At 37.3% G+C, this 22,378-nt stretch carries 20 protein-coding genes and 3 pseudogenes; 7 read left to right on the top strand and 16 right to left on the bottom strand.

Annotated elements, in window-relative coordinates; genetic code table 11:
• The first annotated feature begins 115 nt into the window (after window positions 1-115).
• A complete protein-coding gene (locus AXY_RS11370; protein WP_015010966.1) occupies window positions 116-2,062 on the top strand; it encodes a BglG family transcription antiterminator in 1,947 nt (648 codons plus the stop codon).
• A gap of 66 nt (window positions 2,063-2,128) precedes the next feature.
• Here AXY_RS11370 and AXY_RS11375 read toward each other — a convergent pair whose 3' ends face one another.
• Window positions 2,129-5,665, bottom strand: coding sequence for a glycosyl hydrolase (locus tag AXY_RS11375; protein ID WP_015010967.1), 3,537 nt, complete (start codon window positions 5,663-5,665; stop codon window positions 2,129-2,131).
• A gap of 413 nt (window positions 5,666-6,078) precedes the next feature.
• Between AXY_RS11375 and manA the strand changes: the two genes are divergently transcribed.
• The gene (manA, locus tag AXY_RS11380; protein WP_015010968.1) at window positions 6,079-7,035 is read left to right on the top strand and encodes a mannose-6-phosphate isomerase, class I; all 957 of its coding nucleotides are present in this window, start codon (window positions 6,079-6,081) and stop codon (window positions 7,033-7,035) included.
• Here manA and AXY_RS11385 read toward each other — a convergent pair.
• A complete protein-coding gene (locus AXY_RS11385) occupies window positions 6,998-8,716 on the bottom strand; it encodes an IS1182 family transposase (RefSeq protein ID WP_015010969.1) in 1,719 nt (572 codons plus the stop codon). The genes manA and AXY_RS11385 overlap by 38 nt on opposite strands.
• A 361-nt stretch (window positions 8,717-9,077) precedes the next feature.
• Here AXY_RS11385 and AXY_RS11390 point away from each other — a divergent pair, with 361 nt between their 5' ends.
• The 3 genes and pseudogenes from AXY_RS11390 to AXY_RS13220 form a co-directional block, all read left to right on the top strand.
• Window positions 9,078-9,587: a helix-turn-helix domain-containing protein gene (locus tag AXY_RS11390; RefSeq protein WP_015010970.1), complete on the top strand. Its 510-nt coding sequence runs from the start codon at window positions 9,078-9,080 to the stop codon at window positions 9,585-9,587.
• Window positions 9,588-9,670: 83 nt separating this feature from the next.
• A pseudogene (locus AXY_RS13215) lies at window positions 9,671-9,772 on the top strand (hypothetical protein); the annotation flags it as partial.
• A gap of 9 nt (window positions 9,773-9,781) precedes the next feature.
• Window positions 9,782-9,982 (top strand): annotated as a pseudogene (locus tag AXY_RS13220) (IS3 family transposase); the annotation flags it as partial.
• 169 nt (window positions 9,983-10,151) lie between these two features.
• Here AXY_RS13220 and AXY_RS11400 read toward each other — a convergent pair.
• From AXY_RS11400 to AXY_RS12955, 9 genes are all read right to left on the bottom strand, one after another.
• Complete coding sequence (locus AXY_RS11400) at window positions 10,152-11,576, bottom strand: 6-phospho-beta-glucosidase (RefSeq protein ID WP_015010972.1); 1,425 nt, start codon at window positions 11,574-11,576, stop codon at window positions 10,152-10,154.
• A 155-nt stretch (window positions 11,577-11,731) separates the two neighbouring features.
• A complete protein-coding gene (locus tag AXY_RS12350) occupies window positions 11,732-12,550 on the bottom strand; it encodes a methyl-accepting chemotaxis protein (protein ID WP_015010973.1) in 819 nt (272 codons plus the stop codon).
• Window positions 12,551-12,574: 24 nt separating this feature from the next.
• Complete coding sequence (locus tag AXY_RS12355; protein WP_015010974.1) at window positions 12,575-13,012, bottom strand: HAMP domain-containing protein; 438 nt, start codon at window positions 13,010-13,012, stop codon at window positions 12,575-12,577.
• 36 nt (window positions 13,013-13,048) lie between these two features.
• Window positions 13,049-13,450, bottom strand: a complete 402-nt coding sequence (locus AXY_RS12360; RefSeq protein WP_015010975.1) for a hypothetical protein — start codon at window positions 13,448-13,450, stop codon at window positions 13,049-13,051.
• 209 nt (window positions 13,451-13,659) lie between these two features.
• Entirely contained in the window at window positions 13,660-14,451 is a 792-nt protein-coding gene (locus AXY_RS11410; protein WP_231841449.1) for an aldo/keto reductase, read from the bottom strand.
• Window positions 14,452-14,551: 100 nt separating this feature from the next.
• Window positions 14,552-15,418 carry an ROK family protein gene (locus tag AXY_RS11415; RefSeq protein WP_015010977.1) on the bottom strand — a complete coding sequence of 289 codons (867 nt, stop codon included), beginning with the start codon at window positions 15,416-15,418 and terminating at the stop codon, window positions 14,552-14,554.
• A gap of 382 nt (window positions 15,419-15,800) precedes the next feature.
• Window positions 15,801-16,208: an IS30 family transposase gene (locus AXY_RS13225; protein ID WP_155835543.1), complete on the bottom strand. Its 408-nt coding sequence runs from the start codon at window positions 16,206-16,208 to the stop codon at window positions 15,801-15,803.
• A 9-nt stretch (window positions 16,209-16,217) separates the two neighbouring features.
• Window positions 16,218-16,676 carry a hypothetical protein gene (locus AXY_RS12950; RefSeq protein ID WP_015010979.1) on the bottom strand — a complete coding sequence of 153 codons (459 nt, stop codon included), beginning with the start codon at window positions 16,674-16,676 and terminating at the stop codon, window positions 16,218-16,220.
• Window positions 16,597-16,857 carry a helix-turn-helix domain-containing protein gene (locus AXY_RS12955; protein WP_155835511.1) on the bottom strand — a complete coding sequence of 87 codons (261 nt, stop codon included), beginning with the start codon at window positions 16,855-16,857 and terminating at the stop codon, window positions 16,597-16,599. Before AXY_RS12955 ends, AXY_RS12950 begins: the two co-directional genes overlap by 80 nt.
• 110 nt (window positions 16,858-16,967) lie before the next feature.
• Between AXY_RS12955 and AXY_RS11425 the strand changes: the two genes are divergently transcribed.
• Window positions 16,968-17,879 (top strand): hypothetical protein, encoded by a 912-nt coding sequence (locus AXY_RS11425; protein WP_015010980.1) that lies wholly within the window; start codon window positions 16,968-16,970, stop codon window positions 17,877-17,879.
• A 60-nt stretch (window positions 17,880-17,939) separates the two neighbouring features.
• Here the strand turns inward: AXY_RS11425 and AXY_RS12935 are convergent, their stop codons facing one another.
• The 5 genes and pseudogenes from AXY_RS12935 to AXY_RS12855 form a co-directional block, all read right to left on the bottom strand.
• Window positions 17,940-18,164, bottom strand: coding sequence for an IS3 family transposase (locus tag AXY_RS12935; RefSeq protein ID WP_015010941.1), 225 nt, complete (start codon window positions 18,162-18,164; stop codon window positions 17,940-17,942).
• Window positions 18,165-18,296: 132 nt separating this feature from the next.
• Window positions 18,297-18,422: a hypothetical protein gene (locus tag AXY_RS13115; protein ID WP_015010942.1), complete on the bottom strand. Its 126-nt coding sequence runs from the start codon at window positions 18,420-18,422 to the stop codon at window positions 18,297-18,299.
• A gap of 15 nt (window positions 18,423-18,437) precedes the next feature.
• A complete protein-coding gene (locus tag AXY_RS12370) occupies window positions 18,438-19,877 on the bottom strand; it encodes a polysaccharide deacetylase family protein (RefSeq protein WP_015010981.1) in 1,440 nt (479 codons plus the stop codon).
• Window positions 19,878-19,911: 34 nt separating this feature from the next.
• A pseudogene (locus tag AXY_RS11445) lies at window positions 19,912-20,606 on the bottom strand (RluA family pseudouridine synthase).
• A gap of 483 nt (window positions 20,607-21,089) precedes the next feature.
• Complete coding sequence (locus tag AXY_RS12855) at window positions 21,090-21,248, bottom strand: tRNA-specific adenosine deaminase (protein ID WP_015010984.1); 159 nt, start codon at window positions 21,246-21,248, stop codon at window positions 21,090-21,092.
• 328 nt (window positions 21,249-21,576) lie between these two features.
• Between AXY_RS12855 and AXY_RS11455 the strand changes: the two genes are divergently transcribed.
• Window positions 21,577-22,248 (top strand): RpnC/YadD family protein, encoded by a 672-nt coding sequence (locus AXY_RS11455; protein WP_231841352.1) that lies wholly within the window; start codon window positions 21,577-21,579, stop codon window positions 22,246-22,248.
• The last annotated feature ends 130 nt before the right edge of the window (window positions 22,249-22,378 follow it).

Below are 22,378 nucleotides of genomic sequence, written 5' to 3' on the forward strand. Positions count from 1 at the left end.
TTCCATATTTAATGAGCGTAGTGATTATTTTTACTACGCTCATTCGCCTATCTTATAACTGATAACATTTAATCATAGCAGTAGATTGAGAGGTCAAAAAGGAAGTGACGGTTCAATGAATGCTCGGGTTTTTTCAATCTTAAGAGAATTGATGGCCTTTGACCAAGCCATCACTAGCGAATACATTGCTCAAACTCTCGACGTAACATCACGAACGATTCGTGATGATATTAAGATTCTTGACTATACGTTACAAAAGCATGGCGCTAAAATAAATTCAATTCGTGGTACAGGCTATCAACTGATGATTAATGACGATAAAAAGTTTAGACACTTTTTAAACCAACTATTGAAAAGAGAATTGAATGAACAAGCATTACCTAACTCACCTGATGAGCGAATCACGTATTTAGTCAAGCGTTTTCTGCTTGCTGAAAATTATTTAAAACTGGATGATCTCTGTGATGAAATGCATATTAGTAAGTCAACAATTCAAAATGACTTACGATCTGTTAAAGATCTGTTCAGCAACTACGACCTCTCACTACAACAAAAACCAAACTACGGCTTAAAGTTGTCTGGCAATGAAGTGAAGATGCGCTTTGCCATGTCAGAGCATATTTTCGATCGAAGTGAACTGGTATCAAAAACAGTTTGGAAGAAACAACTTGCCCAAATTACAAATATCGAGATGCATAGCTTAGAAGATGTGTGGTCTGTCATTATCAAAGAAATTAAAGACAATCAGATCTCCCTTTCAGATATTGCAATCCATAATTTATTTATTCATATTATTATCGCTTATAAGAGGATTAAAGATGGTCATTACGTTTCTCTTATTAATCAAGATTTAAAAGAAATAAAAAAGCAAAAGGAATATCAAGTTGCTTTAACAATTGTTGCAGCGACGGAAAGAATATTAACCGTTGCATTCCCAATAGAAGAAATCGCCTATATTTCGATTCATTTACTTGGCACAAAAATGGTCCAGCAAACGAATCTATCTAATAGTGATTTAGAAAATATTTTAGAAAAGCAAACACAAGTGTTGACAACAAAAATCATTGATCTAATTGAAGCAAAAATGAAATTAGATATTCAGAACGACAAGGAATTAATTATTGGGCTAGGCTTACACTTAAAACCAGCAATTAATCGTTATAAATACGGGATGAACATTAGAAATCCAATGCTTACTGATATTAAGCTAAATTATCCACTTGCCTTTGAAGCAGCTGTTATTGCAGGAATGGTACTTGAAAATGAGATCAATGTTTCAATTGATGAAAATGAAATTGGTTATATCGCCTTACACATCGGTGCAGCTATTGAACGAAAAAAGTTAAAAACAGGGCCGAAAAGTTGCTATATCGTCTGTGCCTCCGGTCTTGGAAGCGCCCATTTAATTAAATACAAATTAAAATCTGTCTTCGGGTCACAAATGAATATAGCTGGAATAACTGAGTACTATAAGTTAAACCAAATTCCTTTTAATGAAATTGATTTTATTGTTAGTTCTGTACCGATTTCAGAAAAACTAAAAGTACCGGTTATTGTCGTCAATACAATTTTATCAAAAAAAGATCTCAATAAAATTGAAACTCACTTGAACAGAAAAACAAACAGTATGATTGATTTTATTAAAGAAGATTTTGTTTTCTTAAATAAAGAATTTGCCACTAAAGAAGCTACTTTAAGCTTTTTAGTTGATCAAATTCAAGAAAAAATGAGTCTACCCGATAATTATTTAGATTTAATTTATGAACGTGAGGAAGTAGCACCTACCGCGTACGGTAATTTGATTGCAATCCCGCATCCAATTACAGCACAGGCTAAGGAGACCTTTTTATCAATCTGCACATTGCAAAAACCGATTAACTGGGCTGGTAAACGCGTTCAATTTATTTGTTTATTAAACGTGGAGAAAGATGGACACCAAGATTTAGAGATTATGTATAAAGGACTTATTAGAATTGTAGAGGATCCAAATATTGTTCAACAGCTGATCCAGACAAAAAATTATCGTGATTTTGTCAAGATATTATTAGCACTTGAAGCTTAAAACAATATCCCCAGCTGGTTTTCAGCCGCCGGGGATATAATATTTAATAAAAGTTACTCTAATTGATTATGCGTTTTTACGCTTGTAGCTATACAATGCTAATCCAGCACCAACTATGAGAATTAAGGCTCCGATTAACAAGTAATTGTAAAGAGCTGTAGCTGTTGATGGTAATGGATTACCCTTACCATCTGTTGCTTCGTTTTCTTCTGCATCTCCTGACTGATCATCTTCTGTTTTTCCAGCTTGATCATCATTTGAACCTTCACCTTCTGGAACATTTACACCTTGCTCATCTTCTCGCTCAGCAAGTTGAGCTTCAAGTGCTTCAATTCGAGTTAGAAGCTCCATAACTTTAGCCGAGAGATTGTCATCATTCAACTCAAGAGCCTCAACTTCCGCTTTAAGCTCAGCTAACAGTCGATTTAGCTCAGCAATATCTATACCCATCGTTTCTAATTCTTCGATACGTTTTGTAAGCTCTGCAATTTTGTTTTCTAATTCCTTAGTCATATCTTCTTCTGGTATTTCAGGATCAACCGGGTTTTCCGTGTCTTCTCCGCTAATTAAATCATCTAAATCATTAACAATTTGGATCGAATCAATTAAAACCTCAATGTCATTCTCTAACTCCCCACCGAGGAATTCAAATCCGATTTCTTGAACATTTTCGCGAGTATCGATTTCTGAAATATCAAAAATCATCTCTGTGTAGCCATCATTGTCTAATGCAATTTCACCAGAATCAGACCACGACCAATCACTTCCAGTTTTAATAAACATTTTAGCACTTAAGGATGCATCAACCTTAACCCGAGCAACCATATAATTATAATCACTCAGATCATAGCCTGATGTTTTCTTAACTTCTGTATTGCGACCAGATGAAATATCCACTCTTAAATGACCGTCTTTAATCGATGCGTTAGGACCTACCCAACCAGCTAACTCTTCTTCAAAGTCATAAACAATCGGCTCAGCTGGTCCACTATCTTCTACTGCCGGTATTTCTGGTGCATCTTCTAAGTCAACTGCACGAATCTCATCGAAATAAATCGTTCCCTCATGGTTTGCATCATCTTCTCTACCCATGTAAAAAGCAAAGCTCGAGACACGACCAATTCGATTTTGGTCGACAATCGCGTCTTGGTTACCTTCCCAATGCGCTGGCGCAAAGTCAACTAACGGGAGTTCAACTATACCTTCATAAGCTTCATCTAAATCAACATAATATTCAAAAGCAACGCCACCAATGTTAATCTGAAGTGTCAGATGTAATCCCGGATGCCCGTCATGCTTCATCCAGAACGAAACCGCATTCGCACCTGTCCAATCTACAGGGCCAAAGTTGATTTCACGTCCAGAATAACCAGAACTGCCAATCGTAAAGTCATATCGTAAGCCATAGCCACCATTTGATTTGTATTCATCTGTCAATGATAATGTAATCGGATCACCATTCGATCCATAAGCGCTATCTAGTAAAGCATCATCACCCATATACCCCTCAAAATCATCGACTAAGAATGGATCTTCTGGAGCTGGTACATAACTGTTCAATAATTGAATCCGCTCAACATAAATAGGATCATCTAACTCTAATTGGACCCCTACTAGCGACACTGCGATCGTTCTTGCATCAACCGCGTGCGGGAAATTAACCGTAGCTTCGTATTGATAATAATCAGTTCCATCAATTGTAACAGTATCCAGGGAGCCCAACACAACCGAGGCTTCGTATTTATCATCCCAATTATCAGGTAATTGGACAACTGTATTAAAACTGCCCTCCCCTGCACTGACAGGAACATAACCATCTAACCTTAGTTGGTTTACTAATCCTAAATTGACATCATCTAATTGGGTCAATTCTAATTTTAATTCCTGCCACCACTCTTCTGCTGGCATTCCTTCTACCGTTAATTCAAGCATACCCTTTCCATTTAATTGGGCGGGGCTAAGACTAAAATCAACACCATCGTCAGGATATGTGCCGTTACTCTTGATCCCATCAATTCCATCTTCAAATGTTAATTCTTCGATTAACACATCTGACAAGAAAATGTAATAGCGATGTGTCTGTTCATTAATCAGTTGATCACCTTCATAATAACGAACCGTAACATCTACAGCAGATTCATTATATTCTGCAGTCGGGGCCCAACTTGCTTGATAATATTGACCATCTAATTCCATGTGAACCTCATCGCCACCATCTACACTATATGTGACAGACGGATCGACACCATTGACGACACGTGCCTTAAATTCAAGCGGACTTGAAACAATTCGATCACCATTTGTCGGCGAGACTAAATACATAAACGGTTCATGTGGAGCAACTTCATACTGTTTTCCAGTACCATAAACACCCGCTACTTGTTCTCTAAATAGAGTTCGCTCATCTTCAAAAAATTCTGTAAAATTAGGTAACAATTCATGATCGCCACCTAAATCACCATTGATATCTTTATATGGGACAAACATGTTATTCGGCCAACCAAAGTTTGCCCACGTTAACATGTAAGAAGTTTTAGCCGCATCTGGGTAATCAGGGTGATTCATAATTCCATCTAGTACAGTTGTCCACCACTCTAAATTATTACCCGTTTGATTCATACCTTCTGCACTGTAACCAAACTCAGTAAAAGCTGAAACTTTACCACGTGCTTCTGCCTCTTGAGCCATCATCGATAAATCAGCTGCCATTGCATTAATCCATGCTTGTGATCCTGCGTTATTCTTTTCATCATATTTATCAATACCTAAGATATCAACATAATCATCACCAGGATATGTGCGTAGATAACGCTCCAAATCTCCCGCTGAGCCAGCTCCTGGAGAAAAAGCAATTAGGAAGTTATTATTTCCGTGCTCATGCAAATATTCAACTGTGTAACGGAAAATCGCTTTATACTGTTCTGGCGTCGTTGTTGTTGCACCCCACCAGAACCAACCACCTGTTTGTTCATGGAACGGGCGGAAAATAATTGGAATTGCTTCACCATTATCATCAACAACTAAGTGTGATAAATCAACCAAGTTATCTAACCATTGATTAAATTCATCGTGCTTGCTACCACCAGGCAAAATTTCACGAACGACATTTCCTGATGTGTCCCCATACGACCCACCTGTAACAAAGTTATTTGGGTGCATACTTAACGTAACAATCCCACCTAACTTATGCGCGGCAATCATCGAGTCAGCTAAATTCCGCGTCCGTTGCTCTTGGGATAACACAACGTCATCAATTGCATTACCTGGCCGCTCTCGACCATCCAGACTATTCGTATCCCAACCAAAAATCGCTGGATGATCACCAACAGCATTTTTTACTTCAGATTCTGTTGAACCGACTCGATTTCCTTCCCCCGATAAAGTTAGGCCTTCATCCATCGCATGCTGTTGACCAAATAAGATTTCATCATCACCAAGCCCTTTTAAATAGGCAAACAATTCTTTTGTGTATTGTGATGCATTTGGATTTGATAGATTCAAAACATGACTTTCACTCGCTTCCACAACTTGATTAACTGGGAATAGATTTGCAATAAGAATAAGAACCATTAAAATTGGTAACCACTTTTTTCTCATTTTCATAAACTCCTCCTCATTCATTACTTAACAATGGTCTTGCGAGTTTTCCCTCCCCTCACCTTGTAAGCGTTAACACAATCAATTATAATACATAACCTTATAAATTCAATAGAAAACTTAATAAAAAATAAATATTACTTAATTTATTAGCTTATTAATGAAAAATTAAATGGATTTTATAATCGTTCATCACTACTGCTTGATGTTTACTTACTTTAAATTTAGTTTATCGATAACTAAATATTCTTAATTAAGCTTGGATAAATAGTTGATTCTAGACAATGCTACTGCTACAATTTAATTAGCAAATGATATTGTTCAATTTTAAGGTTATATTAACTTTATTAAACAATACGCATGAACTTTTTTAATTTTAATGTGGCTTAATTTTAAAAAAACAGATAGGAGACTAGACAATGTATAATGAACCGATTTTTTTAAAGCCTGTTTTTCAAGAAAGAATATGGGGTGGCGACAAATTAAAAAGCATTTTCAATTATAATATCCCTAACGACAAAACTGGAGAAGCTTGGGTCATCTCTGCACACGAAAATGGACCGAGTCAAATTACAAACGGCCCATTAGCTAATAAAACATTGAAGGACGCTTGGGAAAAGCATCCCGAATTATTCAATAAAACAACTGGACACAATGAAGCGTATCCTTTACTCGTAAAGATTCTTGATGCAAATGATAATTTATCAATTCAAGTTCATCCAGACGATAAGTATGCGCAAGAGATTGAAAATGAACCCTACGGAAAAACAGAATGCTGGTATGTACTTGATGCTGAAGAAGGAGCTGAAATTGTTTTTGGGCATCACGCTAATTCAAAAGCACAACTAGAGGAAATGGCTAAAACAGGCCAATGGGAGCAGTTATTCCGCCGGATCCCAGCAAAAAAAGGTGACTTCGTTTATGTACCAAGCGGAACGATTCATGCAATCGGAGCGGGTATCGTTATTTTAGAAACCCAACAAAGTTCCGATATAACATATCGTGTCTATGATTATGACCGAACAGATGACGAAGGGAATCCTCGTGAATTACATTTAGATTCATCAATTGAGGTGACAACTGTGCCTCATCAAGTTGCTGACTTTGAACAAACAGAAACAAAACAAGATAATTTGATGATTAAAAAATTAATTGAAGAGCAATATTTCACGGTTTACCACTGGAATTTAACTGGCCTAAGCCGCTCTACTCGAAAAGCGGACTTTATTCAACTAAGCATGATCGAAGGTGAGGCTGAGATCATTACAAATGGCAAATCCTTTTCAATTAAAAAAGGTGACCACTTTGTTATTCCAGCTACGATTGACACATTCGAAATCAACGGAACAGCAGAACTGATCGTTTCACATCCTTAAAAAAAGAGGCTGGGACATAACCAGTCTTAGATGAGAAAAATTGCGGAATCAACATTGAATTGTTGTTTCCGCAATTTCTATTTTGTTTTGGATTGTTAGGATTATTTTCATTTTGGATTTTGGCGGTATACTTTCTTAAGTTTACCGCCATTAAGGCAAATGCTAATTCATTTTCTACTTTCGATTTTCCTCTAACGGAAAATCGAGTGAACGACAAATTAGCCTTCAAGAATCCAAAAACTGGTTCAACATCTATTTTGCGTTTTTTATAAATGTCTCCAGTTTCTTCTTCCGAAAGCTTAGTTCTTATATATTCTTTTTGCTCTTCCCACTTTTTATTAATAAACAACCTTCGATTGTTCCCCTCTTTTGCTTTTGTGCAATGAGAGCGTAATGGACAATCATTACAATTTTCAGATTGATATACCCTAAATTCCCTTGTAAATCCATAACGATCTGTACGATTAAAAAAGTACTGGAAAGTTAATTTTTGTCCGTTCGGACAAACGTAATAGTCATGCTCTCCATTGTACTCCCAATTGTCCGTCTTAAATGGATCATTCTTATATTTTCTTTTCTGCTCTTTCCTATAACTGTTATATGTAATAAGAGGTGTCCGGTTGCGATTCTCTAAAACATCATGATAATTTTGTTCACTACCATATCCAGCATCAGCGACGATATAGTCAGGTAAATCAAAAAAGTGCTTTTCAATTTTATCTAAAAAAGGAATAAATGTACGTGTATCCGTTGGATTCGGAAAAACATCGTAAGCAAGCGTGTATTGACCTTCTGTTGCGATTTGAACATTGTATCCAGGCTTCAATTGTCCATTCCTCATATAGTCATCTTTCATACGCATAAAAGTAGCATCATGATCGGTTTTAGAATAACTGTTTCTTTCTCCAAATATATCCATATCTTGTGCGTATTTCTTCTTTCGATCAATAAAGTCCTTTATTCGTTTCAATGCTTGCTTAGGAAACTTTCTCTCTGAACGAATTCTTTTACGTTCACTTCCAAGTTCACATTCCTCAATTTTTTTATTATAATCGTTCACCGTTTCTTCTAATCTTTCAGCTATTTCTTCAAGTTCAGTAATGGAAAGTTCGTCAGGACTTTCACGTTTAATTTCCGGGATAATTTCTTTTTCAAGTAGCTCATCATATATTTTATTTGAGTTTTCGATTAACTTCTCACTATAATTTTTAACTGCTTTTTTCCATACAAAAGTAAATTTATTTGCATTAGCTTCAATTTTTGTTCCATCAATAAATATTGCATCATGATCGATGATTTTTTCTTCAACCAATTGACAGCGAAATTGGATGAATAATTGTCGTAATAATTCTTGTACATCTGGATCGACTCGGAAACGATTGATTGTGCGATAACTTGGTTCATAACCTTGTGCAAGCCACATCATACGAATACTGTCTTTGAGGAGAGCTTCGATTTTCCTGCCGGAAAATACTGATTGAGAGTAAGCACATAATGTTATTTTTAACATCATTCGTGGATGATATGAAGGACGACCTGTTTTTCGAAGAAAATTTTCAAAAGCTTCTTCAGGAATACTCTCTACTAAATCATTAATGACAAAAGCAATATCATTTTCCTGAAGTTTCACTTCCAAATCTATAGGCAAAACCAATTGATTCATGTTATAATTTTGATACATAAAGGGCACCTCCGGTAGTTATTGTGTGGTACTTTAATTTTACCAAAAGGTGCTCTTTTTGTTGAATAAAATTATGTATATTGACTGGAACGAAAGACATTTGACTCCAGCGGGAAAAGAACGTGTCCGAAGATCACTGTATCGACTCTGGAGGAGTCGATACAGAAGCTGAGGCCGTTCCCGCGGAAAGCAAATGTCTGAAGTGGAGGTCAATATTTTTCATAAAACAACGGTGTACAGTCTTATACTGAACACCGTTGTTATTTTACTGGGTTTTGTCCCAGCCTCTTTTCATTTTCAATTGTGTTTTGCTGTGCACCCCTAAAGTTAGACCGAAAATCTAACCTTAGGGGTGTTTCTTATGGTGAAATATAATTTTGAATTTAAATTAGAAGTAGTAATTGCTTATTTAGCAGGTAAAGGAGGTTATAAATCATTAGCTAATCAATTTTCAATTTCTGATAAAAGCGCTGTTAGAAAATGGGTTAAAGTTTATGAAACGATGGGTGAATCAGGTCTAAAAAAGAGAAAGTCACATAAAACTTATTCTGTTGAATTTAAGTTAGATGTTCTACAATATAAATTAAGAACAGAAGAGTCTTATCAAGATGTTGCCTTGAAGTTCAATATGCACGAACCATCGATTGTCGCCAATTGGATGCGTATTTGGAATAAAGAAGGCATTGATGGACTCTCTAAACCAAAGGGGCGTCCTCCTATGTCAAAAAAGAAAAAGCAAAAGAAAAACGATAACACTTTAACTAGGGTACAACAGCTTGAACGAGAAATTGAATTACTTCGTGCGGAAAATGCTTACTTAAAAAAGCTCCGAGCCTCAGGAATAAATATTCCGAGCCGAATGCGAAAGTAGAATCTAGAATTATTCATGCTCTTCGTGAAGATTTTAAACTAGCAGTAATTCTTGAAGCGACAGGATTTCCAAAGGCTACGTACATGTATTGGCAAAAACGATTCAACGAATCGAATCCAGATGAAGAGATTGAACATCTAATTAAAGAAATATTCAAGGAAAACAACGGTAACTATGGTTACCGAAGAATTTATTTGGATAATTCTCCAATGGAGAATTTCTTTGGTTTAATGAAACAGGAGATGTATTATGGAGTCATATACGAATCATTTGAAGAGTTGAAACAAGCAGTTGATAAATACATTTATTATTATAATAATAGACGAATAAAAGTAAAATTGACTGGCATGAGTCCGGTTGAATACCGGAAACAAGCCAGCCAATTAGTAGCTTAAATATTAAGTCTAACTTTATGGGTTCAGTACATTACTCCCTTCATCAATGTGTTTTTTCACTATCAGTCTAGTCAAGCTGAACATTACTTAATCCATTTTTGCCAAAATAAAAATGAAATTGATCGCCAATTGATGCAAACCAATTTCATTTTTGTCTAACATTTTGTAATTAGAGTTGCTTACCATTCGATTCAATCACTTTTTTATACCAATCAAATGACTTTTTCTTATAGCGCTTACCTGTCCCGTTACCGTCATTGTCACGATCAACGTAAATAAAGCCGTACCGTTTTTTCATCTCACCTGTTCCAGCACTAACCAAATCGATACAGCCCCAAGATGTATACCCAAGTAAATCGACACCATCTTTAACTGCTTCAATCATTTGCTCAAGATGGTCACGCATATATTCAATCCGATAATCATCTTCAACTGTATCGTCCTCTAGCTCGTCCACTGCTCCTAAACCATTTTCAACAATGAAAAGTGGCTTTTGATAACGATCGTAAAGATTATTCATCGTGACCCGTAAACCAACCGGGTCAATTTGCCAACCCCACTCCGATTCTTCTAAATACGGGTTCTTTCCTGATTCAAAAGCATTTGCTGCCGATTGCTCGACTTGTCTGTCAGTGTCAGCAACTGTTAAGCGAGATGAGTAATAAGAGAAGGAAATGAAATCAACAGGGTACTTTTTCAAGAGCTCCTTATCTCCTTGCTCCATTTCAACCTCAACACCTAGCTCTTCAAACATCCGCTTCGTATACGTCGAATATTCACCCCGTGACTGAACATCGATAAAGAAATATTGCTTGCGATTTTCTTGAACGGCCTTCAGCATATCGTCTGGATGACATGAGTAAGGATAAACTTCCCCAGCTGCTAACATACAACCAACCATCACGTCTTCGCCAACGATTTCTTTCGCTGCTTTAGTCGCTAAACTCGATGCAACTAACTGGTGGTGTGCAGCTTGAAACTTAATTTGGTCCTTATTTTCTCCTTCTTCAAACATTAACCCAGCTCCGAAGAACGGAATATGTAGCACCATATTAATTTCATTAAATGTTAACCAATATTTCACCTTATCTTTATAGCGCTCCAAAACAACTTTAGCATAACGCTCATAAAATTCGATCAATTTCCGATTGCGCCAGCCCCCGTACTCTGTCGCTAAGTATAATGGTGTATCAAAATGATTTAACGTCACTAATGGCTCAATTCCATATTTGTGACACTCGTCAAATAAATCGTCATAAAACTTCAGCCCAGCCTCATTCGGCTCTAATTCATCACCTTTAGGGAAAATTCTCGGCCATGAAATTGATGTTCTGAACACTTTAAAACCCATCTCAGCAAACAACTTAATATCTTCTTTATACGTGTGATAAAAGTCAATTGCTTCATGGCTTGGATAGTGATCATACGTTGTTTCGATTGCTTGCTTTGGATTTTCTAATGCATGCCATCGCAGCTCACCACCCGCCGGTAAAATATCAACCAATCCCATTCCTTTACCGTCCTTTTGATAGGCACCTTCAGCTTGATTGGCAGCAATTGCTCCACCCCATAAAAAATCAGCGCGTAACGACATATTCTAGCCCTCCTCATATTTTAAAAATCTAACACATTCTTTCTTAATCATAGAGGTAGTATTCCCTATTTTCAATAACACTAACAACAATTGTCGAACAAAATCAGACTGTTTGAACGGTAATTTGAGTTTGTGCTCAAATGCCAAAATTTCAATCATATTTTAAACTGTTCAACAAAATGATTGAGTGCTTGGCTCGATTCAAATAATGTTTGTGCCCTACTTGCGATTTGCTCCATCGCACTCGATGTTTGTTCAACTGATGACTTTATTTCTTCAACACCCGCTGCTGACTGTTGTGATATTGAGGCAATTTCCTGAACAGCTTGATTGACAGATGCTGAGTCTCGATTCAGGATTGCTAAATCAGAAATGATCGACTGTACATTGGCCGTCATCGTTTCAACTGCTTGTTCAATCGCATTAAAACGAACACCTGTTAATTTAATATCTTCCGTTCCCTGACGCACTTCATCATAACTTTGCTTCAGTGCCAATGAAACAGCCTTCGTTTCCGTCTGATTATCCTGAACAATCGCCGTAATCTCACTGACCGAATCATTCACCTCTTCAGCCAATTTACGTACTTCATTCGCCACTACATTAAAACCTAAACCATGCTCTCCAGCACGGGCGGCTTCAATCGATGCATTTAACGCCAATAAATTGGTCTGTTCCGAAATATCCCTAATTACAGAAATCAGTTTCGTAATTTGTGTCGCTTGACGATCAAGTCCTTCCAATTGAATGATGACATTATGAACAATTTGATCAATCACATTCATTTGTTCAACGGATTTTTTCATGAAAAATTGTCCCTGATCTGTTTCCGATTGCACACTCGTTAACGAGCCTTGAATCGTTTCATTGCTCTGATCGATATCAGCAATTCTTTCAACAAAAGTAGTCATCATTTTAGCTAACTGATTTGCAAAAGTTGCCTGCGTTTCTGATCCTGAAGCAATCTCTTCCATTGTAGCAGCGATTTGTTGTGTCCCTTACTTAACATCCTCTGCCGATTGATTTAACTGCTCACTTTGACGGTCAACAACACCTGATGTTTGTTTAATCGACTCAGTCATCTGTCTTAATTGTAAGCGCATTTGGTTAATCGTTTGGTTGAGTTGACCAATCTCATCATTTCCTTGCAAATGATTACTTGCTTCAGTCAAATCACCCGTTGCAATTCGCTCACTTGCTACAACGACCTTTTGCTGACGTTTAGAGACATGACGACTAATAATCAAAACTAAAATAACAGCAATCACAATCGCAACAAACATACTAACTAATAAAATCAGCTGGGCAAAAACTTGGCTCTGATTAGTATTTTCAAGCGCAAGATCCCGATCTGCTATAATTAAATCGCGCAAATTTTCCAACTGAGAAATCGTCTCTTCTGTTAATTGAATATATCGATTACTATGTAGTCGCATCACAAATCCCCGATTGCCACTAACCGTCATAAACTCTTAATAGAGCATTTCACTCAATTGCTTATTAAGTAAAGTAATGACATTTAAAAGATTACTTTGCTCATCACTCGTCATTTGTGTCGTCAATTTATCAACCTGCTCTGCAATCTCCTGATCCTTCACTTCAATATCATCTATGTAAATTTGACTACCGAACTGAGCATATCCCATCACGGATAACGCCTTTGACTGAATCAGATCATTTAATTCATTGATCAGAAGCGCACGATCAGAATCTCGATTAAGGATATCCAGATCCTGATTTGTTTGGTTAATTGCTTTTGAGACAAAAGTTGTTGCTGTAATTAACAAAATAAAAATCGTAATTAAGATTAGACCGTATTTCCATGCAATTGATAGGTTATTTAAATTAAATCGATTCCAGTTCTTTTTCTTCATCTTTCTCAGTCCCCCCTTAACAAAAAAGGCACAACCAAACAGGAGTGTTCAAAAATAATGGCGCAGAGCAACCACTTTTCCTTATTAGTAGACTAGCAAAAGAAGATGAAGTTTTAGTTAACAGACTGTAAATTTACTGTTAACAATAGGCCGATCGGCTTAGTCAAAAAAATATCCCTGATTATCTCATTCGATAATCAGGGACAGTATTAAAACGAATCTAAACTAACTGTATCAGGATCCGTACCTAGACGGTTGCCGCTATTTAAGCTTTCGATTTTTTCCATATCTTCATTAGATAATTCAAAGTCAAAAATATCAGCATTTTCTTTTTGCCGATCAGCATGAACGGATTTAGGGATTGTAATAATATCGTTTTGATAATCCCAACGAATCATAATTTGCGCAGCTGTCCTATTATATTTCTCAGCTAACTCTTTGAGCACAGGATGATCAAGATAAGTTGCCTTACCAATCGGTGACCAGGCCTCTACGGCAATACCGTGCTCCTTGCAATATTCTCTCACTTCTACTTGAGAAAGCTGTGGATGCAATTCAATTTGATTAATCATCGGTTTAATCGTTACATCTTTCATTAAATCATCTGAATGATGTGGGTGAAAGTTGCTCACACCAATCGCACGCGCACGCTTATCGCGGTAAATTTTTTCGAGCGCCTGCCATGTATCCTTATACATACCAGGAATCGGCCAGTGAACAAGATAGAGATCAACATAATCCAGATTTAATCGTTTTAAACTCCGGTCAAAAGCTGCTAATGTCTCCTCATAGCCCTGTTCATCATTCCACACTTTCGTTGTGACAAAAATCTCCTCGCGAGGGATACCGCTATCCGCAATCGCTCGTCCGACACCTTCTTCATTTCTATAAGTCGATGCTGTATCAATATGGCGATAGCCAATCTCAAGTGCAGAACTTACGGTATCATATACCGACTCACCATCATCCATTTTAAAAACTCCTAATCCGATAACAGGTATTTATACTCCATTGCTGAGCTTTCTTGTCGTTGCTAAACTCATGAATTAGACATCTCCTTTGTTCTTATTTATGAAAAATAACCGTGATTAAATGATTCGATCAATCCATTACCAAATACAGTGCCCCTTTGATTCCTGCTTCATCTGTTAATCCTGGTGCAACAATGTATTGATCAATTTGATCAGCTGTTAAGTAAGGCGAACTCACATAACCATTCAACATGTCGATTACATACTTACGAATCAATGGGAAAAGCTGTTTCTGTTTCATCACTCCACCACCTAAAACGATGCGTTCAGGTGAGAGCACATAAATAAATATCGTCAGGGCTTGTGCTAAATAAAAAGCTTCCATTTCCCAAACCTCGTCAACACCGACCAATTGATCGCCTTTTTTGCCCCAGCGCTTTTCAAGTGCTGGTCCCGCAGCTAGACCTTCTAGACAATCACCATGCGATGGACACGTTCCTTGATAACGATCATCTGGATGGCGTCGCACTTTAATGTGCCCGAGCTCAGGATGTGACAAACCATTTAATGTTTGGCCACGGTAATAAAAGCCGCCACCAATACCTGTACCAACCGTAATATATAAGCATGAATCAACATCTGTTGCATTGCCAAATTTCGCTTCAGCCATTGCGGCAACATTAACATCTGTGTCAATCACAACAGGTACAGAAAGCTTCTCTTGCAACACCGCACCTAGAGGATAATCAACCCAATCTGTTTTTGGTGTTTTCTGAAGCTGACCATATGTTGGACTTTTTTGATTCAAATCGATTGGTCCAAATGCTCCTAAACCAAGTTTTTTGATCCCTTTATCCTTAAAATAGTTAACCACCTTTGGAATTGTTTGATCTGGATGTTCTGTTGGGATTGTCAATTTATCTAAAATTTCACCATCTTGATTACCAACTGCTAACACAAACTTTGTGCCACCTGCTTCAATTGCTCCTAACAACATAAAAAACCCCTTTCTACATCATATCGTCCAATTTATATTTTCAAATTTTCGTTTGATTAAATTTTAACACATTTTTTAATATTATCTCACCTAAACCGAAATAATCGTCTATAATAAAACGATTACCTCCCTATCTTTACTCCGACTTTAGGATCATCTCTTCTAATTAGCAATTCTTAATCAGACAAAAACCTTTCATTATTCTAATTAATCTGCTATTATTGAAACCCACGTTCTATTGTTATAATATCAATATCCCCTAGTGTCAAATCAAATGCAACACTCTTTAGTTAATTAAGATAGGGGTTATTGATTGTTGTTGAAAGCACTTCTCCCCCATGGGGGAGAAAAAAATCACTTTGAGATTTGCTTCTTACTTCAGTCACTTATTTAATTGTTTTTGCTCATAGTCGAAGCACGTTTGAGCTGTTTCTAAAACGAGTATTTCCCGAATGCGTTGGTTTATCTTTGATGCTGCTTCTTTCACATAATCACTAGAAAACTGATGTAACGATTGACCCTTAGGAATAAATTCTCTTAATAGTTTGTTAAAATTTTCATTCGATCCTCTTTCCCAAGCGGCGTAGGCATGACAAAAGTAAATGGATAATTCAGCTGTTTCTAATTCAGCTACTTTTGAAAATTCAGAACCGTTATCAAAGGTGATTGTTTTAAAGGTTTTCGGGTTGCTTTCGATAACAGACTGGCAATCATCAAAAATGGTTTGGCTCTTGGAATCGTTTAGTTTAAGCGCTAAAGCATAACGTGTTTTCCGCTCGACAAGTGTCAGTACAGTGGGTTACCCTTTTGTTTTTTTACCTAAGACTAAATCGGCTTCCCAATGACCAAATTCTTGTCGATTGAGCACCTCCGTCGGTCGTGTTGAGATACTGTTACCTAGAACTTTTTTATTGTGTCCTTTTGGTTTACTATGCTTGTTCTTTCTTGGTGATAAGCGATACATCATCGGCAAATCATGTGGCTTGATGACTAAGGCATTTTGACGTATATATCGATAGAAGGTCTTAAAACAAGGGACCTTTTCTTTTGGGTTATCTCGAGCGTATTTTAAGACAAATGTTTTAATACTGTACAATCGATTTTTCCCTTTGAACCAGCCGTTATAAAAGGCTTTCTTGAGCTTGTGCCAGAATCGACCTGAATAAGCTTTTAATCCTTTAGAAATACTGCGTTGTCTGTTTTTTAAATAAATCGCAGCACCAGAATCGGCTAAGTATAATTCTACTTTTTCTCCCATTAATAATTTGAGGAACTGTCCCTCTTTTTACTTCTCGAGAGATAGTCGAGCGATTCCGACCAAGTAATCGTGCAATTTCTGCTTGTGACTTGTCTTCTTTTAGCCATCGTTCGATGAGCTCACGCTCTTTAAATTTTAAATGTCCATTCGCGTTCTTTGTGTTAGAATGTTTACATGACATGAAGATTCGCTCCTTATACTGGTTGTGGTGACTTTAGTATAACGAATCTTCGTGTCTTTTTTAACTGTTGCGTTTCATTTTACAACACACCAAAGATTATTGAAACGCTAATGGCACAAGGTCTAAAAGTTGTAGCAATTAGACACCCAATGCCTTATGGTGATTTAGCTGCTCAACGTGTTCAACGTTTTGCAACGATTGAAGATTTAAAAATACATCAATGTACAATTGAAGAAATGGAAGAATATGAACCACATGTTTCCAGAGGTAATATTATTTATGCAGGTGTTGATTACGAAGCAATTCTAGAAGCTGCAGAGAATGACCCTGATGGATGTGATGTGATCGTTTGGGACGGGGGAAATAATGATTTCTCATTTTACAAACCTGATTTAGCGATTACAGTGCTTGATCCACACCGACCTGGGCATGAGTTACAGTATTATCCTGGTGAGGTTTGCTTAAGAACAGCAGACGTAGCCATTATTAATAAAGTTGATAGCGCAACGGCTGAGGCGATTCAAATTGTTGAAAACAATATTAAGACTGTCAGTCCAAACAGTATAATTATTAAAGCCGAGTCAACGATTACAGTAGATCAGCCAGAATTAATTAAAGGAAAACGTGTCCTAATTGTTGAAGACGGACCGACCCTTACACATGGAGAAATGAAAATTGGTGCAGGCACAGTCGCAGCGCAACGTCTAGGAGCTGCTGAAATCATCGATCCTACTCCATACCTTGTAGGAAGCTTAAAGGATACGTTCATAACCTATCCTCATATTGAGAATCTTGTCCCAGCAATGGGGTATGGCGAACAACAGCTAAAAGATCTGGAAACAACGATTAACAACGTCGATTGTGATGCGGTAATTATTGGGACACCAATTGACTTATCACGTGTCATTAAAATTAATCAACCAACTGCCCGGATTCACTATGATTTAGATGAAGTCGATGGACCTAAATTAGAGCTTATCTTAACAGATTTTATCAACAAATATAAAGCTGAACTCAAGTAAAATAAGAAAAAACAGGTACTGTTTATCGTAAATGGTAGTGACTCCAAAAAGTTAGAGTTTTTATAATGCAACTGTTTGGCTGGTTTGAGTTCGGTATTGGACCGGGCTTAAGCCAGCCAATTTTACTTTGCTTCGATCGTTATTGTAGTAATCGATATATTGTTCAATTTTTTGTTTCAACTCATGATAAGATAGTAATTCTTCACCGTAATAAATCTCTTGCTTTAAAATACCGAAGAAACTTTCCATCACGGCGTTGTCAGCACAAGTTGCCTTTCTAGACATGCTTTGAAATATTTTGGTGTTCTTCAGCGTAGTAATCCACTTTGTGTGTTGATAATGCCAGCCTTGATCAGCAAAGTCCTTTACTGTATCAATTGCCCATTTAAATGGACTTGAAAAGACGTGATCAATCTCTTACTCGAGTAAAAATTTCGTCACAGACTTAATCGCTTGTAAACCCGCTTCTGTCAGCGGATGCGTTAAATCGTCATAAATTGATAAGTCTGACTCAGCATGCCTAACAAAGTAAATCGTCGTCATTAAAAAACCCCTCCATTAACTATCAAGCTCTGAAACTGTGACAAACTGATAGCCTTCTTCAGCCAAAAATGCCAAAATCCTTTCTAGCGCTTCAACCGTCGTACCATGAATATCATGCATTAAAACAATTGAGTCATCAGTCACATTCGCCTTGACATGCTTAAAAACTTTATCCGCATCACGATAGCGCCAATCTTGAGGGTCAACTGTCCAAAGCGATGGCGCTAAATCAGTGGCAGCACGAACATTGTCATTTATAGCACCATACGGTGGTCGAAATAGTTTAGGTGACTCTCCTGTAATTTGCTTAATTGCTTTTGAGGTGGACCCAAGTTCATCCTTAATCCCGGCACTATCCAATGTAGTTAAATCTTTATGATTCCATGTATGGTTACCAATTTCATGACCCCGATCTGAGATTTCCTTGACAATCCCCGGATAAAAATCCACACGATTTCCTAACACGAAAAATGTTGCCCGCGCCTGATACTCATCTAGCAATCTCAGAATCTCTATCGTGTGCGTTGGATCAGGCCCATCGTCAAACGTCAACGCAACTTTCTTTATATCTTCATCTATTTTTACATCTTCAGACGAGCCTTGTTGATCTACACCATTATCTTGCTTCACTCCATTAGTCAATTTCTTCTCAATCTCCAACTTTTTAACCCATTCATCCGTTAATAACCCCTTCACCTTCACAAAAGGCAACTTAATCTCCGGCGAACCAGCAGCACCAGCTGTCACCTGATATTTATTAAATTTAAACACCAACGCCCGATCAGTCAAATAAACATTTTCATATGTTTGATTACCTGCATAAGCCCATTCCTCCAAATAATCCAGAAAGAAAAACTCACGATAATCTTCAGACTGCTCAAACTCCTCTTTTAGCAATTGAAAAACCAAATCACGATTCTCTTGATGATCATCGATCATTTCCAATTGTGATATAAACCGATTCTGACTCAAATCAACAATAAATACTTTTGAGCTCTGTTCACCATTCGCTCCACCAAGATAACGCTCATTCGAAAAAACAATTGAATAAACATCGTCGACAACCGGGTAAATATTAAACAATAAATAAAAAGATGCTGGCCGATCTTGTAGAAACTCTTTGTTTGCCTCAAGTTCCTCAAAAAAATCTGCCTTAGTCATTGAAACATAGTCACTAATCGCTTGATTTAATTGATCATCACGAAACTCAGGATAATGGATCGCCAACTGATAATCCGGCTCCTCCTTTACAAGCGTGACAATATCAATCCCCTGATACGCTGAATGACTTGCCTTTAAATGATCATCTGACATAGACACCCGCACTGGCGCCACATCAACAGTAATTGTTGTCACATTCGCATTAGCCAACTTTAAAAAAGCCGAAAACCAAAAGACCCCGACAAACAAGCTACCTATTGCCAATATGTAAAAAATAAATTTAAATCGCTTCATAGTACTGTCCCCTAAACCTTAATTTTCACAAACATCACAAATCTTTTTTCTGAAAAACTCTCCACAGATTCCATGGGAAGTTTGCCGACGGTACCGATTCCACAGTGATTGGCGCTTTCCACACAGGGTGCTCAAATGAGACTGCATTTGACCATAGCGCAATTTGTTGACCACGCTGATTAACGCGTTCACCATACTTTTGATCACCATAAATCGGATGAGTACTTGTCGCTAATTGAACACGAATTTGATGTGAACCCCCGTATGTAATTGGACAGCCAGCAAACTAAACCCTTCTTTTGATTCAAGCACTTGATAATCTAAAATTGCCTGCTTTACATCAGGATGCTTAACTGACTCAACAGGGACAATATTTTTCCGGCTATCCTTTAACAAATAGTCTTCAAGTTGACCTTGTTTCTGTCTCGGAACACCATGAACAACAGTTAAATCCGTTCGCTTAATCACGCGCCTTCGAATCATATCAGACAATAGGGAATCCGCCTTAGACGTTTTCGCAAAGACAATCGCACCGCCCACCGGACGATCCTACCGGTGAACAAGACCTAAATAAACGTTACCAGGCTTTTGATAACGAATTTTCAGATCATCTTTCAGGATTGTTAATAAATCAAGATCAGCACTCCGATCCTCCTAAACCGGAATATTAACCGGTTTTTCTACGATCAATAGATGATTACCTTCAAATAAAGTCGATATCTTCTTTATTTAGCTCCTCAAAACTTGTTACATTAATTATACCATTTTTACAGCGACTTTTATGCTTATTCGATATTATTGTTGAAGATTAAAATTTCATGCACGGATTCGAGTCAATTGATTGTTCACTAAAAGTATGGCTTAATAGATTGGTAGAAGAATTATACAGAGATGGAGTGAATATGTAAGATTAGGAGAAAGAAAAATTGATCATATGTTACAAATCAAAACAGGTATCCTTAGGGAATGGCGGAAAGAAACAGACAAATATAATAGATATGAGGCAACGCCGTATCAAGCACTAGAAAGCTTAATTCAACATTATAAGCTAAAGCCGACCGATCGCGTTGTTGATTTCGGTAGTGGCAGGGGAAGGGTTTCATTTTTCCTCCATAACCACTTTAATGTGCCCATTACTGGGGTCGAAATGACGATCTCACTTTTGAAGAATCACAAATTAGCAAGGCTACATATCGACAGAAAAATAAACATCTAACAGCACCAATAAAGTTTGAATTCGGTCTTGCTGAACAGTACCTCGCCCTTTTGCGACACAAGCACAGATCCAAATGGCTCGTCTCCCTTATCCAGTGCCATCTTGGCTAACTCAACAGAGCGACGCAAATGCTTTAAATCAACTTCACTAATCATAAATGACTCCTCCTTTGAATTTCAGCAATCAATCGTTCCTCTTTCGGTCATTACTGATCACTATCCTATTGCTAAAATAACACCCACCGTCTTAATATTCAACTAAAGATTAATTACCTAACCAGTATAAGATATGACGCTTTTGTCTATACTGCCCGAGGCACAAAACCATGCTATATTATAGCTAGAACCTACATATTAGACCTCGCATCATAACCTACAAGGATGTGATTTCATGGCAACCCTGCCACTACTGATCCAAGAAAAGCCCCCATCACGATTAACCTAGACAAATATGCTCGATGGCGATACGCGCAGACTCGATTTGGTGATTGAAACAAAATTAAAGAAACAAGACGTTGTCATTATTGTTCATATCGAACCCCAAAGCTACCGACAACCTGACTTTAACGAACGGATGTACCATTACTTTAGTATGCTCTACAACAAGTACAGAAAACCAATTATTCCAATTGCGATTTTCAGTCACGACCGCCAGCCGGTAGAGGATCATTATACGATGGCATTTGATTTTTTCCATGTCCTTACCTTTAATTACTTAACACTCCACTTGCACAAAATGAATTGGCGTGACTATATCCGTTCTGATAATCCTGTCGCAGCAGCACTACTTAGCGAAATGGGCTATCAAAAAGAAGAACGGATCGAAGTTAAAAAAGAATTTTTACGAATGATTACTAGAATGGAACTCGACCCAGCTAGACAACGCTTAATTTACGGATTTTTCGAATCTTATTTAAAACTAACCAAACAAGAGGAGGAACAATTGATGGATGAAGTGAGCAAATTACCAGAAGCAGATCAAATCTTCGAAATTCCAATTTCTTATGAAGAAAAAGGGAAGGAAATTGGAAAAGAGATAGGTGTGAGAAAAGTTGCGGTAGAGATGCTGAGAAAAAATGTTGATCTCAATTTCATTGCTGAAGTCACACATTTAGATATTGATGAAATTGTAGTTTTAAAACAACAATTGCAATAATCAACAGTCCTCGAAAATTGCCCATAAGGGGGGAACAATTGATGGACGAAGCGAGCAAATTACCAGGAGCAGATAAAATTTTTAAAATTCCAATTTCTTATGAAGAAAAATAGAATAAATAAGTGTCATA

It is taken from the genome of Amphibacillus xylanus NBRC 15112 (genome assembly GCF_000307165.1).
GTDB lineage: Bacteria > Bacillota > Bacilli > Bacillales > Amphibacillaceae > Amphibacillus > Amphibacillus xylanus.

Bases quoted from the DNA above. Each gene is read 5' to 3' on its own strand.
- AXY_RS11370 (WP_015010966.1), top strand. From the start codon at position 116: ATGAATGCTCGGGTTTTTTCAATCTTAAGAGAATTGATGGCCTTTGAC.
- AXY_RS11375 (WP_015010967.1), bottom strand. From the start codon at position 5,665: ATGAAAATGAGAAAAAAGTGGTTACCAATTTTAATGGTTCTTATTCTT.
- manA (WP_015010968.1), top strand. From the start codon at position 6,079: ATGTATAATGAACCGATTTTTTTAAAGCCTGTTTTTCAAGAAAGAATA.
- AXY_RS11385 (WP_015010969.1), bottom strand. From the start codon at position 8,716: ATGTATCAAAATTATAACATGAATCAATTGGTTTTGCCTATAGATTTG.
- AXY_RS11390 (WP_015010970.1), top strand. From the start codon at position 9,078: ATGGTGAAATATAATTTTGAATTTAAATTAGAAGTAGTAATTGCTTAT.
- AXY_RS11400 (WP_015010972.1), bottom strand. From the start codon at position 11,576: ATGTCGTTACGCGCTGATTTTTTATGGGGTGGAGCAATTGCTGCCAAT.
- AXY_RS12350 (WP_015010973.1), bottom strand. From the start codon at position 12,550: ATGGAAGAGATTGCTTCAGGATCAGAAACGCAGGCAACTTTTGCAAAT.
- AXY_RS12355 (WP_015010974.1), bottom strand. From the start codon at position 13,012: ATGCGACTACATAGTAATCGATATATTCAATTAACAGAAGAGACGATT.
- AXY_RS12360 (WP_015010975.1), bottom strand. From the start codon at position 13,450: ATGAAGAAAAAGAACTGGAATCGATTTAATTTAAATAACCTATCAATT.
- AXY_RS11415 (WP_015010977.1), bottom strand. From the start codon at position 15,418: ATGTTGTTAGGAGCAATTGAAGCAGGTGGCACAAAGTTTGTGTTAGCA.
- AXY_RS12950 (WP_015010979.1), bottom strand. From the start codon at position 16,676: ATGGGAGAAAAAGTAGAATTATACTTAGCCGATTCTGGTGCTGCGATT.
- AXY_RS12955 (WP_155835511.1), bottom strand. From the start codon at position 16,857: ATGTCATGTAAACATTCTAACACAAAGAACGCGAATGGACATTTAAAA.
- AXY_RS11425 (WP_015010980.1), top strand. From the start codon at position 16,968: ATGGCACAAGGTCTAAAAGTTGTAGCAATTAGACACCCAATGCCTTAT.
- AXY_RS12935 (WP_015010941.1), bottom strand. From the start codon at position 18,164: ATGTCTAGAAAGGCAACTTGTGCTGACAACGCCGTGATGGAAAGTTTC.
- AXY_RS13115 (WP_015010942.1), bottom strand. From the start codon at position 18,422: ATGACGACGATTTACTTTGTTAGGCATGCTGAGTCAGACTTATCAATT.
- AXY_RS12370 (WP_015010981.1), bottom strand. From the start codon at position 19,877: ATGAAGCGATTTAAATTTATTTTTTACATATTGGCAATAGGTAGCTTG.
- AXY_RS12855 (WP_015010984.1), bottom strand. From the start codon at position 21,248: ATGATTAGTGAAGTTGATTTAAAGCATTTGCGTCGCTCTGTTGAGTTA.